The 11,838-nt window shown below is 72.7% G+C and carries 12 protein-coding genes and 1 pseudogene; 5 read left to right on the top strand and 8 right to left on the bottom strand.

The window, feature by feature from the left end:
* Positions 1-52: 52 nt before the first annotated feature.
* From FMEAI12_RS08905 to FMEAI12_RS08880, 5 genes are all read right to left on the bottom strand, one after another.
* A complete protein-coding gene (locus FMEAI12_RS08905; protein ID WP_112105647.1) occupies positions 53-499 on the bottom strand; it encodes a peroxiredoxin in 447 nt (148 codons plus the stop codon).
* Between the two features lie 167 nt (positions 500-666).
* Positions 667-1,602 (bottom strand): aldo/keto reductase, encoded by a 936-nt coding sequence (locus tag FMEAI12_RS08900; protein ID WP_112105646.1) that lies wholly within the window; start codon positions 1,600-1,602, stop codon positions 667-669.
* A 116-nt stretch (positions 1,603-1,718) separates the two neighbouring features.
* Entirely contained in the window at positions 1,719-2,483 is a 765-nt protein-coding gene (locus FMEAI12_RS08890; protein WP_368672061.1) for a flavin reductase family protein, read from the bottom strand.
* Positions 2,484-2,511: 28 nt separating this feature from the next.
* Entirely contained in the window at positions 2,512-3,489 is a 978-nt protein-coding gene (locus FMEAI12_RS08885; RefSeq protein WP_235013839.1) for a transporter substrate-binding domain-containing protein, read from the bottom strand.
* 341 nt (positions 3,490-3,830) lie between these two features.
* Positions 3,831-5,204 (bottom strand): hypothetical protein, encoded by a 1,374-nt coding sequence (locus FMEAI12_RS08880; protein WP_235013838.1) that lies wholly within the window; start codon positions 5,202-5,204, stop codon positions 3,831-3,833.
* 268 nt (positions 5,205-5,472) lie between these two features.
* Here FMEAI12_RS08880 and FMEAI12_RS39810 point away from each other — a divergent pair.
* From FMEAI12_RS39810 to FMEAI12_RS08865, 3 genes and pseudogenes are all read left to right on the top strand, one after another.
* Positions 5,473-5,867 (top strand): annotated as a pseudogene (locus FMEAI12_RS39810) (alpha/beta hydrolase); the annotation flags it as partial.
* Between the two features lie 82 nt (positions 5,868-5,949).
* Positions 5,950-6,174: a Sec-independent protein translocase subunit TatA gene (gene tatA, locus FMEAI12_RS08870; RefSeq protein WP_071066273.1), complete on the top strand. Its 225-nt coding sequence runs from the start codon at positions 5,950-5,952 to the stop codon at positions 6,172-6,174.
* Between the two features lie 139 nt (positions 6,175-6,313).
* On the top strand, positions 6,314-6,940 hold the full coding sequence (locus FMEAI12_RS08865; protein WP_071066274.1) for a peroxiredoxin: 627 nt from the start codon (positions 6,314-6,316) through the stop codon (positions 6,938-6,940).
* A gap of 66 nt (positions 6,941-7,006) precedes the next feature.
* On the opposite strand, the gene FMEAI12_RS08860 is transcribed toward FMEAI12_RS08865, so the two are convergent.
* Both FMEAI12_RS08860 and FMEAI12_RS08855 read right to left on the bottom strand, forming a co-directional pair.
* Positions 7,007-7,930 (bottom strand): alpha/beta hydrolase family protein, encoded by a 924-nt coding sequence (locus FMEAI12_RS08860; RefSeq protein ID WP_112105644.1) that lies wholly within the window; start codon positions 7,928-7,930, stop codon positions 7,007-7,009.
* 53 nt (positions 7,931-7,983) lie between these two features.
* Positions 7,984-8,865 carry an alpha/beta hydrolase fold domain-containing protein gene (locus FMEAI12_RS08855; RefSeq protein ID WP_112105643.1) on the bottom strand — a complete coding sequence of 294 codons (882 nt, stop codon included), beginning with the start codon at positions 8,863-8,865 and terminating at the stop codon, positions 7,984-7,986.
* A gap of 178 nt (positions 8,866-9,043) precedes the next feature.
* On the opposite strand from FMEAI12_RS08855, the gene FMEAI12_RS08850 reads away from it, so the two are divergent.
* On the top strand, positions 9,044-10,666 hold the full coding sequence (locus FMEAI12_RS08850) for a dolichyl-phosphate-mannose--protein mannosyltransferase (RefSeq protein WP_112105642.1): 1,623 nt from the start codon (positions 9,044-9,046) through the stop codon (positions 10,664-10,666).
* Positions 10,667-10,681: 15 nt separating this feature from the next.
* On the opposite strand, the gene FMEAI12_RS08845 is transcribed toward FMEAI12_RS08850, so the two are convergent.
* Positions 10,682-11,500, bottom strand: coding sequence for an Fpg/Nei family DNA glycosylase (locus tag FMEAI12_RS08845; protein WP_112105641.1), 819 nt, complete (start codon positions 11,498-11,500; stop codon positions 10,682-10,684).
* Between FMEAI12_RS08845 and FMEAI12_RS37065 the strand changes: the two genes are divergently transcribed.
* Positions 11,477-11,650, top strand: coding sequence for a hypothetical protein (locus FMEAI12_RS37065; protein WP_200835232.1), 174 nt, complete (start codon positions 11,477-11,479; stop codon positions 11,648-11,650). The genes FMEAI12_RS08845 and FMEAI12_RS37065 overlap by 24 nt on opposite strands.
* The last annotated feature ends 188 nt before the right edge of the window (positions 11,651-11,838 follow it).

The raw sequence follows: 11,838 nt of genomic DNA, 5'->3' as shown, positions 1-11,838 counted from the left end.
GCGGTCCGCGGGCGTGGCCTCAGGCCTCACGACCCGGCCCTGACGTCAGGCCTCAGCCGAGTGCGCGCAGCGCGTCGAGCGCCTTGTCCGCGTGCCGGTTCATCGCGAACTCCGAGTCGATCCGGGCGACGACCGTTCCGTCCCGGTCGAGGACGAACGTGGCCCGCTTGTTGGGGCCGAACCTGCGGCGGACCCCGAACGCGTCCGCGATCGTCCGGCCGGTGTCGGCGAGGAGCGGGAAGCCGAGGGAGTGCTTGGCGCTGAACTCGGCCTGCTTGGCGGTGTCGTCCGCGCTGACGCCGACGATGCCGGCGCCGATCGCCGCGAACTCGCTCGCCAGGTCGCGGAAGTGGCAGCTCTCCCTGGTACAACCCGGGGTCATCGCCGCCGGGTAGAAGAACACAACCAGCGGCCCCTTCGCCAGCAGGTCCGACAGCCGCAGTTCGGCGCCGGTCTCGTCGACACCGGACAGGTCACCGACCCGGTCTCCCACGTTCATCCGAGGGCCCTCCACTCGTTCGCGAACCGGCATCCTGGCCACCGGGCGACCGATCCTCCCACCTGTGCACGATAGGTGACATATCGAGTGGAGCGGACCGGCGCGCACTCAGGCCGGCAACGGGCACGCCGGTCGAGCACGCGCCGGTCAGGCGGGCGCCGGCTTGTTCAGCCCGCGGCGGGCTGGGGCAGCGCGGCCAGGTCGTCCTCCGTCAGCGACCACCCGGCGGCGACGGCGTTCGCCGACACCTGCTCGGGGCTGGTCGCACCGGCGATCACCGACGCCACGCCGTCCTGGGCGGCGAGCCAGGCGATCGCCAGCTCCAGCACGGAGCGGCCGCGGTCGGTGGCGAACGCGATGAGGGCGTCGAGGTAGGCGAAGTTCTCCTCGGTCGCCATCGCGGCGAAGTAGGAGCTGGAGGCCAGCCGGCTGCCGGCCGGGAACGGCTCACCGGCCCGGTACTTCCCACTGAGCATCCCGGAGGCGAGCGGGAAGTAGGGCACGATCCCCATGTCCGCCTTGAGCGCCGCCGGGACGATCTCCGCCTCGACGGCCCGCCGGAGCAGGCTCCACTCGATCTGGGCGGCGACGAACGGAGCGACGTCCCGCTCGGTGGTGAACGCCGCCCGCGCCTCGATCTGCTCGGCGCTGACGTTCGAGCAGGCGATGCTGAGTACCTTGCCCGAGCGCACCAGCTCCTCGAAGGTCTCCATCGCCTCGCTCAGCGGCGCCTCGGCGTCGGGAAAGTGCTGGTAGTAGACGTCGATGCGGTCGGTGCCGAGGCGGCGCAGGCTGCCTTCGCACCCCTCCAGGATCCGCCGCCGCAACGCGCCGGGCGTGTACGCCTCGCCCCGCGGGCGCGGGCGCACCTTGGTCGCGATGACCGCGGCGTCGCGGCGGGAACCGAGCGCGGCGCCGAGGAACTCCTCCGACGCGCCGTCGCCGTACATCTCGGCCGTGTCGAAATGGGTGATCCCGAGATCGAGGGCCGCGTGGACGACAGCCGCGCTCTCGGCGGCACCGAGCCGGGCCCCGAAGTTGTTGCAGCCCAGCCCGACGATCGAGACGGCTGGTCCGGCACTGCCCAGCGGGCGGGTCCGCATGACGGTTCTCCTTGGTTCCGCTCGGCACCACGGCACGAGCTGGTCGACGGCGCGCCTTGACGCGGAGGCACGCCTGGGAGGCGGTCGATCGGTCAGCCGCGCGGAGCGCACGCTCCTCAGCACGCGCCGCGGATACTCAGATCGCCGTCGCCGATCGTCCCATCCGGCTCTCCGGCACCCGGTCGAGGGCCCGCGCCACCCGCCGACAGCACCGCCGAGGGCACCGGCCTCGCACACACTCGCGTCGAACTCGCGGGCGCCGTGCTCGTCGGCACCGTGCCCGCTGCCGCCGTGCCCGCTGCCGCCGTGCCCGCTGCCGCCGTGCCCGCCGACGTCGCGCCCGCCGACGTCGTCTGGACGGTGCCGTAGGCGCCGTCGTGGTAGACCAGCGGGGCCTCGGCCCGGCCGGTCTGGCTGTCGAGCACCTCGGCGACGACGAGATGATGGTCGCCCTCGACGGTGCGGCGCCGGATGCGGCACAGCAGCCAGACCGCGGCGTCGAGCAGCAGCGGCTCGCCGCCGGGGAGCGCCCGCCACCGCGTCGGCGGGCCGAACCGGTCAGCGCCCGGCTGCGCGAACCGGGCCGCCAGCTCATGCTGCCCTTCCGACAGCATGTGGACCATGAGCGTCTCGCTGGCCTCGAGCACGGGCGCGATGGACGACCGCACGGACAACGCCAGCGACACCAGCGGTGGGCGCTCGGACAGTGAGGCGACAGACGTCGCCGTGAACCCCACCGGACCGCGTGGCCCCGCCATCGTCACGATCGTCACGCCTGCGGCATGACGCCGGAAGGCACGCGCGAGCGCGCCCGGGTCGGCGACACTGCGGGCCGGTGACCGGCGCGGCGTCGGGTGCTGCGCGGAGACCTGCTTCGGCATAACCACACCCTTTCCCAGCGACGCCGATCTAACAACCACGGACGCCCCCGATCAGCCCGGCGGATGGCGGGCCGACGCAGCTGGCATGCTCGCGCTGTGACGGAACCGCCCCTGCCGCAACCGCCTCCGGCCAGGACGGATTCCGCGCGAGCGGACTGTCGCGGGGACCGAGAGCGCCGAACCACAGGTTGTAGATCCGGTCCCACTTCCCGCTCAGCATCATGTTCTTGAGCACACCGTTGACGAATCTGACGAACTCGTCGTCCTGGGCCTGATTCCCGCTGCGCCACAGGGCTACCCCGTAGGGCTCGTCCAGGGTCGCGGAGTCGGTCCCGAACACCCTGTCGAAGGCCGACGGGGCCACCTCGAGGTACTCGTCCTGATCGGCCATGCCGGCCAGAACGACGTCATCGGTCGCCGCGGCGTCCGCCCTGCCCTGTTGGACCGCGACGAGGCAGTCGGCGGCGCGCGGGAGCTCGATGACCGTCAGGCCGGGAATCGGTGGCCGGGACGGCGTGGCCGCCGGCGCCCCGGCGGCCGCCTCGCGCAGTTTCTCGACCGACGTGCTCTCCTGGGTGGAGCAGACGGTGAGGCCGGCGAAGTCGCCGATCGAGTGGAATCCGGCGTTCTTCGGGATGAGCAACTTGAAGCTGGACTCGAAGTACACCCCGGAGAAAAGGATGTCCGCCTTCCGCTCGCAGGTGATCGTGTAGGTCGCGATGACGAGATCCAGCCCGGACGCCGAGTCGGTCGCCGTATCCGCGTCCGGGTGTGCGGGATCGGCGTCGTCCATGATGAGAATGCCGCGCTCGCTCGTGGTGACCGCGTGGAACTTCATCCGGTCGGTGCCCGCCGGACCGAACAGCGCGGTGGCGATCTGTGCTGCTATGTCGACGTCGAAGCCCTCGATTTTGAGTGTCCGCCAGTTCATCGAACCGGCCGGGGGCACGTCGGTCGTGATCCCGACGTCCAGATAGCCGTTCCCGCCGTCGTAGATGGCTGCCATCGTCGAACCCGGGCGGAACCAGCCGGGGGAAGGCAGTGGCCCCACCGGTGGCAGGCTCGCCCGTACCGGCCGGCCATCGGCACAGACCTGTCCGGTGTCCGGCCCGGCCGGCGGCCCGGCGGGACGCGGGTCGGCCGGCGCCGCGGCTCGGTCGGTGACGGCCGGAGCCGACGGGACCGGACGCGCATCATCCGGCAGCTCCGCGCTGGTGGTCCCGCAGGCGGCGGCAGTGGCGGCGATGGCAGCCGCGGTGAGCACCGCGACGAGCCCGGCCGGCCGTCGTCGACCACGACGACGACGCGAACCGCCCGGACGACGCGACTCGCCCGGCAGGGCGGTCACTACCGGTACTCGCGGAGTCGTCGCCGCATGCCCCACACGACCAGGCCGGCCGCCACGGCCAGCAGCACGCCGGCCGCCAGCCCGAGGAAGGTCAGCGGGGTGGCGGCGGTCGACATCCGGTCGCGGAACCGCTGGGTGCTGACCTCCATCCCGCCGGCCAGCTCGTCGTCGAGCGCGCCGAAGGCGTCCGCTCCAGGGCCGGCGGTCAGCCGGGCCGCCCGTTCGAAGGAGTTCGCCCCCGAGCTGATCGCGTCGGTTCCCTCGGTACTCCCCAGCAACGACACGACCTCATTCCGGTTGGTCAGCCACGTCCGAAGGTGGCCCTCGACGGCCGGGTCGAGGACGTCCCCAGGCAGCATGCGGAGCGCCAGGACCAGGGATCCGCTGCGGCCGGGCAGTGCGCCGGGCGGCAGCCGGTCGCCGGTCGCCGCGTCGTATCCGAGGGCCTCTACCGCCGTGTCGAGGCCCTCGTCGTACTCGGTTCCGATTCCCAGGGACATCAGATCGAGGTTCTCCTCGGCCCGGGCCTGCAACGCGAAGACCCGCGCCTGCGCGAGGGTCACCATGGGCATGTAACCGTCGTCGACGCCGTGTTGGACCCGGGCCTGCTGAGCCAGCGCGCCGGCGGCGAACAGGCCACCCGCGGCCAACAGGCAGACCGTCGCGGCGAGCAGCCGGAGTTCGAACACCCGGCGGCTTCGCCGCCAGTAGTGGACCTGGAGCGCGGTGAGCCCGGCTCCTCCGCCGGCGAAGAGCAGGAGCAGCGCTGTCTCGACCGCATCGTCGGTCGCGCGCCGGAAGTCCACGTCGACGTCGCGCCCACCCAGCTCGAGCAACATGTCGACCTTGGGGATGATCTGGTCCCGTACGAGGTCCGAGGCCGCCCGCAGGTACGCCTCGGCGACCGAGTCGCCCGTCTGGCTGTTGGCCTGGCCGGCGCTCACCAGACTCGCGTACCGGGGAATCAGCTGGCCCAGTTCGGTCAGGATCTCGTCGGCGCACGCCGACCCGGACGACCCAGCCGACCCGGCGGACGGGTCGGCGTCCAGGCAGCTTCGCACACCGAGTTGCTGCAGCCGGACGACTCCTTCCCCCGCCGCCCCGATCCGCTCGTCGATCCGGGGCTCGTCTCTCATCTGCCCGTACACGGCGCGCAGCCCGGCCGCGTCGGAGGCCTGGACGTCGAAGAGGGCGTGCCTGAACACCGACGCCGCGGCGGCCGCGTCGGCACTCGACAGCTCGCCCCGAACGAACTGGGCCTCGACGACCACCTGGCCCGCACGGTCACGGGCATCGCTGACGGCAGCGTGCCGCGACAACGCCACGAAGGTCGTGAGGCCCGAGAGCAGCGCCAACCAGACGGCGACGGCCACGGCGCCCGCCGCGAGCTGGCGTGGCGTGTCAGCCCAGGATCGGATCAGGCGGACCGGACCGGTCGACCACCGGCACCGACGACCGTACGGCCACAGGTCCACCGCCCCGGCCCCCGCTTGCAGGGAAGCCACGCGCTGCGCAACACCGGTCACGATGGGCAATATATTACCTAACGGATCACCTCGACCGATGGGCGCGACGCGGGCATCGCCGTCGTTCGCAGGCCTGGCCACCCGGCTCACGGCGCTGGCCGGCCGCCCGGCCCCGATGATCCCGGTGGTCGGGCCACCCGGCAGGACGGCGGCGCTCACCCCGGTGGGCTACTACGACGACTACCTCGCGATCGCCGGGCCGACCTGGCGCAACGAGGTCGCGGCCACCCTGGGCAGTGAGATCGGTTCGTTCCGGCCGGGCCGGTCGGCGGTCCAGGTGCTGCGGACCCGGTGGTTCGTACAGATAGCCGACTTCGACCGCGCCGCGCCGCCGCACGCGACGGCCAAGGCCGCGTCCGTGGCCGGGCCGAGGTCCGGCACTACCCGTGCGACCACTTCGATCTCCACGCGGGCAAGCCGTGGCACGAGCCGGCGCTCGCCCACCAGATCTCCTTTCTCCGGCGGGCGCTGGCGCCGTCGGCCGGCCGCGCCGCGGTGGCCGCGCGCTGAGAGCAGGCCCGGGTCCGGAGCACGTAGCATCCGATCTGGCCCGGCAAGGCGGACACGTACTCGTCCCGAAGAGGATGGTTCCATGGCTGACATCGGTACTCCCGAGCTGCTCATCATCGCAGTGGTCGTCCTGGTCCTCTTCGGTTCCAAGAGGCTTCCCGACGCCGCCCGGTCCCTCGGCCGGTCCCTGCGGATCTTCAAGTCGGAGATCAGGGCGCTCGACACGGACGCGCCGGCCGCGCCGCAGGGCCCGGCACCGGTCGCAGCCGAAGTCCCGATGCCACTGAGCGTCACCTCGGCTCAGTAGCCACCGACGCTCCCCCGGCACGGGAAGAAAAGGCTCGTCCGGCGGCCACATGAGGTCTCGCACATACGGTCGCGGCCGATCGACCGTAGCCTTGGCCTGGCCTGAACAACCACCCGACGCTACGACGAAAGGACGGCCCGTGGGTCTCCGCCTGGGCGACACCGCTCCCGACTTCACCGCCACGACCACCGACGGCGAGATCACCTTCCACGAGTGGAAGAAGGACTCGTGGGCGGTCTTCTTCAGCCACCCGGCCGACTTCACCCCCGTGTGCACCACCGAGCTGGGCCGCACCGCCGCGCTGCAGAGCGAGTTCCAGAAGCGGAACACCAAGGCTCTCGCGCTGTCCGTCGACCCGGTCGACCAGCACAACGCCTGGGCGCCGGACATCGCCGAGGTCGCCGGCAGCGCGCTCAACTTCCCGATCGTGGCCGACCCCGACCACCGCATCGCCGAGCTGTACGACATGATCCACCCGGGTGAGGGCGACACCTCCACCGTGCGTTCGGTGTTCATCATCGACCCCGCCAACAAGGTGCGGCTCTCCCTCACCTACCCGAAGTCGGTGGGCCGCAACTTCGACGAGATCATCCGCGTCATCGACGCGCTCCAGGCCACGGACGCGAACCCCATCGCGACCCCGGCCGACTGGAAGCCCGGCGACCGCGTGATCGTCGCGATCTCGGTCTCGACCGAGGACGCCAAGAAGCGGTTCCAGAACGTCGAGGAGACCAAGCCCTACCTGCGCTACGCCGACGCTCCCTGATCGATCACGTCACCGGTCTCGTCCCGCCCGATCGCGGGGCGAGGCCGGCCGCCGGCCGCGCGTCCGTCAGGCCGCGCGGCTCAGCGCGCCGCTGAGGAAGGCGAGCTGCGCCGGCACGACGGAACGCCAGTATTCGGGGGTGTGACCGCCCGGGCCGAAGTTCTGTTCGCTCGCCGCCAGGTCACGGGCGGCCTGGCGGGACACGGCGAGGAACGGGTCGGCGGCGCCGCAGTCGATTCGGTACGACACGCCCGGCACGGGTGGCGTCCCGAGGACCGGGTGGGCCGCGAAGTCGGCCCTGGAGTCGAAGGCGCCGGGGGCGCTCGCCCCGTAGGACGGCCACATCGCCGGGCTGCTCGCCGCGACCGCCACGACCAGTCCGGGATGGCGACGGGCCAGTAGCAGCGCGCCGTACCCTCCCATCGACCATCCCGTCGCCGCCAGCCGGGTAGCCCGCAGGCCCAGCCCGGCGAACCGGGGCAGCACCTCGTCAATGATCATTTTTTCGGGGTCGTCACCCGAGGCGCGGCGATGCCAGTAGGTCTCGCCGCCGTCGACGGCGACGAGGGCGAACGGCGCCACGCCCACCGCCAGGGCCGCGGTGAGATACCGGTCGAGGTTCAGCAGGCTGACCGACCGCTCGGCGTCGTCCCCCCGGCCGTGCAGGACGAGGCAGGCCGGCAGCCCGTCCCGGGACCCGCCCGGCGCGATCACCACCATGCCGACCTGCCGGCCCCTGGCCGCGCTCGCGAAGGTCACCCGTGAGACCTCCACGGGGCCGGCCGCGACCGCCGAAGCGGCCGGCGTGCCCGCACCCGCCACCGGAGTGGTCGCCGCCGAAGCCGGTGCCGCTGACGGGGACGACGCGGGCGACGCGGGCGGGGCGGGCGCACCGGAGCCGTCCGAGCATCCGGCGAGGCCCCCGCCGACCGCGGTCGCCGCGAAGGCCAGCAGCACCCGCCGGCTCGGCGGCACGGCTCTCGAGGGCATGGCGGAAATCGTCCCATCCCGGTCCGGCCGCGGGGTCGGCGGTGCCGCCACGGTCAGCTGGCGACGTCCCGCACGATCACGCGGGACGCCGCGCGGCCCTCCGGTACCGGGATGAGCGGGTAGACGTGCACGGCACCGTCGCGGACCGTGAGCTCCACCTGGAGGCCCTCGGCGGCGGCCCGCTTCTGGAAACGCAGGACGTCGGGGTAGAGCAGGTCGCGGGTGCCGACGTACACCTGCGTCGGGGCGATGCCGGTGAGCCGCCCGTTCATCGGGCTGAGCCGCGGTGCGGCCGGGTCGTCGCCGTCGGCCCAGGCGCGACCGGCCTCCACCAGGCCGATGCGGGTCAGCCAGGGGTCGCGGGCCTCCGCCGCCGCGACCGCCGGGTCGCCCAGGGTGAGGTCCAGCCACGGGGAGATGAGTACCAGGCCACGTGGCTGCGGCAGCCCGTGGTCTTCCAGGGTCTGCGCGAAGCCCAGCGCCAACCCGGCGCCGGCGGAATCCCCGGCGATGGTGACCGTGGCCGGGTCCATCTCGTCGAGCAGCCGCCGGTAGACCGTGGTGAGGAACGGATACGCCTCGCGGTAGGTGTGCCCCGGCGCGAGGCCGTAGTCGGGGACGTCCACCCGCACCCCGGCGTCGGCGAGCCGGGAGACCAGCGTCCAGTGCTGTGGCGCCATGCCGTTGATGTAGGAGCCGCCGTGGATGTAGACCGCCCCCCGCGCGGCGGGCCGGCCCTTCGGGGCGACGGTGTGGCAGGGGAACCCCTCGACCTGCCGGCTGCTCACCGAGTGCCGCCGGCGCAGGGCCGCCGGCGGCGCCGACGGCCGCTTCCGCGCCGCGATCCGCCGGTGGGCCCGTTCGACGGTGGCCGTCCCCGGCTTTCTGGTCAGCCGCAGAATCGCGGCGACGGCCCTCATCTGCAAGCTGGTCATCCACGTCCCTTCTGCTGCTATTAGACCAGTCCGGACGTCTCCGCCGCGAGGGCACATCCCGGGCCGCGCACGACGCGGAGAGGCCTCCTCGACGCGGAGACCAGCGATCCCCGCGTGCGGCGCGGACCCGAGTGCCACCAGTTGTCCGTCTCGTCGGCGCAGTCCCTAGCCTGGCCATGTGACGGCAGCAGCAACAGCTGATTTCTCCCGCTCCGGAACCGACCAGGCCGGTTCCGACCGGCGGCGCCCGACCGGGTCCGCGGCCGACGCGCTGCGGATGCGGCTGTGCCCGCCGATGCCCGGTGACCGGGTGATCGGCTGGGTGGCCGCGCTCGCGGTCACCGCCGTCGCGGGCATCCTGCGGTTCTGGCAGCTCACCGAGCCGCGGGGCATGAAATTCGACGAGGTCTACTACACCAAGGACGCCTGGGGCCTGATGACCTCGGGCTACGAGGTGAACAGCGAGACCTGCACCGGCCCCGCCTTCGTGGTGCATCCGCCCCTGGGCAAGTGGTTCATGGCCGCCTCCGAGAAGATCTTCGGCTACACCGACTGCGCCGGCGTCGCGCACGGCAGCCCAGAGCTCGGATGGCGGTTCGCCTCGGCGCTGTTCGGCACGCTGGCGGTGCTGGTGCTCACCCGCACCGCACGGCGGATGTTCCGGTCCACCGTGCTCGGCTGCTTCGCGGGCCTGCTGCTGACCCTGGACGGGCTGGAGTTCGTCCAGAGCCGGATCGGCATCCTCGACATCTTCCTGATGACAGGGCTCGTGCTCGCGCTGGCCTGCCTGGTGCTCGACCGCGATCACGGCCGGGCCGCGCTCGCCGCGCGCGTCGCCGCGGGCCCGCCGTCCGGTGGCGCGCCGTCCAGGGCGACCGAACGCTTCGTCCGCTACGGGCCGCGCGCCGGGCTGCGGCCCTGGCGGATCGCCGCCGGGCTGTGCCTCGGGGCGTCGATGGGCGTGAAGTGGAGCGCGCTCTACACGCTGGTCGGTCTCGCCGCACTGGCCCTGGCCTGGGATGTCGGTGCCCGGCGCACCGCGGGCGCGCGGCGGCCGGTGCGCGGGGCGCTGCGCCGCGACCTGCCGGCCTGGTCCGGCTGTTACATCCTGCTGCCGATCGTGACGTTCCTGGCCACCTGGACGGGCTGGTTCGTCACCGACGGCGGTTACAACCGGCACAGGTACGGCGACGGGTTCTTCGCCGCCTGGCACGGCTGGTGGGACTACCAGCAGGACATCCTCGACTTCCACGAGCACCTGAGCGCGCCGCACGTGGCGCAGTCCACGCCGCTGAGCTGGCTGGTGCTCGCCAGGCCGGTGGTCTACGCCTACGACAGCCCGAAGCTCGGCGAGCGGGGTTGCCAAGCCGCCGCCGGCTGCTCCCGCGAGGTGCTGGCCCTGGGCAATCCGGCGGTCTGGTGGGTCGGCACAGCCTCGCTGGTCGCGATGCTCGCGCTGTGGGTCAGCCGGCGCGACTGGCGGGCCGCCCTGGTACTCGTCGGCTTCGGCTCGTCGTTCCTGCCATGGCTGGCGTTCCCCAACCGGACGATGTTCTTCTTCTACGCCCTGCCGTCGCTGCCGTTCCTGATCCTCGGGATCACCGCGTCCGCCGGTCTCGCGCTCGGCCCCCGCGACGCGTCGGACACCCGCCGCATGATCGGGGCGTTGTCGTTCGGGCTCTACCTGGCCGCCGTCGTGCTGATGTTCGCCTACTTCTACCCGATCCTCGCCGCCCAGACGATTCCGCTGAGCTCCTGGCGCGACCGCATGTGGTTCCCCGGCTGGATCGTCGCCCCCTGAGGCCCGGATCGGCGCTCAGCCCGGAACGGGTGGCTGGCAGCCGGGGCACCAGAACAGGTTCCGGCCGGCCAGCTGCACCGTGCGCACCTCGACGGCGCAGACCAGGCAGGGATGGCCTGTTCTGCGGTACACGTAGACCTCTCCCCCGTGGTCGTCGACGCGCGGTGGGCGGCCCATCGCCTCCGGGGTGTGCGCGGGGCGCACGGTGTCGATCCGGCCCGTCCGCACCCCGTCGGCCATCAGCGCGACCAGGTCGGCCCAGATCTCGGCCCACTGGTCGCGGGTCAGCTCCCGGCCCGGTAGCAGCGGGTGGATCCCGGCGCGGAACAGCACCTCGGCCCGGTAGATGTTGCCCGGCCCGGCGACGACCTTCTGGTCCAGCAGGAGCACGGCGATCGGGGTGCGGCTGCGCTCGATCCGGCGCCAGGCCAGCGCCGGATCGGCGTCCGCGCGCAGCGGATCGGGGCCCAGCCGGTCGCGCAGCGCCTTCACCTCACCGGGTGCCAGCAGCTCGCAGACGTTCGGCCCACGCAGGTCGGCGTACCCGGTGTCGGCCGTGAGCCGCAGCCGGACGGCTCCCGTCGGCACGGGCGCCGGGCCGGGACCGAGTACGTAGGTGCCGTAGATACCCAGGTGGATGTGAAGGATCTGCTCGTCGCCGAATCCCAGCAGCAGGTGCTTGCCGTGCGCCTCGGCCTCGGTCAGCACCCGCCCGTCCAGCATGTGCGCGCCGTCGGCGAACCGGCCCTGCGGGCTCGACACGGTCACCGGCCGGCCACGGAACATCCGCTGGTGGACGGCCGCCAACCTGTGCACAGTGTGGCCTTCGGGCATAGTCGGGCGAGCATACCGACGGGCTGGTTCAAGGCCGGGCGGGTGCCGGTGGGCCAGGAGTCCGCCCAGCTCAGCTGGATGAGGAAGGTCCTCGCCTTCGGCAAGGGCGCCTTCACCCACACCCGGCATGTCTTCACCAGGAGCCGCTGACGCGGCGTTCACGGCCGAGTTGCCGCCACCGTCACACGGCTGGATCAGGTGCCGGAGTGCCGACCGGGACGTACTCCCCCTCCGCGGCCGGCTCGTCCTCCCCGTCCCCGGCCGGCCCGTCGACGGCGTCGACCGCGAGCGCGGCCACCCAGCCGATCACCCGGTCACCGGGCATCGGCGGGCACAGC

Origin of the sequence: Parafrankia sp. Ea1.12, assembly GCF_900465275.1 — a bacterium.
GTDB classification, from domain to species: domain Bacteria; phylum Actinomycetota; class Actinomycetes; order Frankiales; family Frankiaceae; genus Parafrankia; species Parafrankia soli.
This window is presented reverse-complemented; position numbering and strand designations above follow the sequence as displayed.

Excerpts from the sequence above, each read along its gene's own strand:
- FMEAI12_RS08905 (WP_112105647.1), bottom strand. The coding sequence starts at position 499 with ATGAACGTGGGAGACCGGGTCGGTGACCTGTCCGGTGTCGACGAGACC.
- FMEAI12_RS08900 (WP_112105646.1), bottom strand. The coding sequence starts at position 1,602 with ATGCGGACCCGCCCGCTGGGCAGTGCCGGACCAGCCGTCTCGATCGTC.
- FMEAI12_RS08890 (WP_368672061.1), bottom strand. The coding sequence starts at position 2,483 with ATGCCGAAGCAGGTCTCCGCGCAGCACCCGACGCCGCGCCGGTCACCG.
- FMEAI12_RS08885 (WP_235013839.1), bottom strand. The coding sequence starts at position 3,489 with ATGGCAGCCATCTACGACGGCGGGAACGGCTATCTGGACGTCGGGATC.
- tatA (WP_071066273.1), top strand. The coding sequence starts at position 5,950 with ATGGCTGACATCGGTACTCCCGAGCTGCTCATCATCGCAGTGGTCGTC.
- FMEAI12_RS08860 (WP_112105644.1), bottom strand. The coding sequence starts at position 7,930 with ATGCCCTCGAGAGCCGTGCCGCCGAGCCGGCGGGTGCTGCTGGCCTTC.
- FMEAI12_RS08855 (WP_112105643.1), bottom strand. The coding sequence starts at position 8,865 with ATGACCAGCTTGCAGATGAGGGCCGTCGCCGCGATTCTGCGGCTGACC.
- FMEAI12_RS08845 (WP_112105641.1), bottom strand. The coding sequence starts at position 11,500 with ATGCCCGAAGGCCACACTGTGCACAGGTTGGCGGCCGTCCACCAGCGG.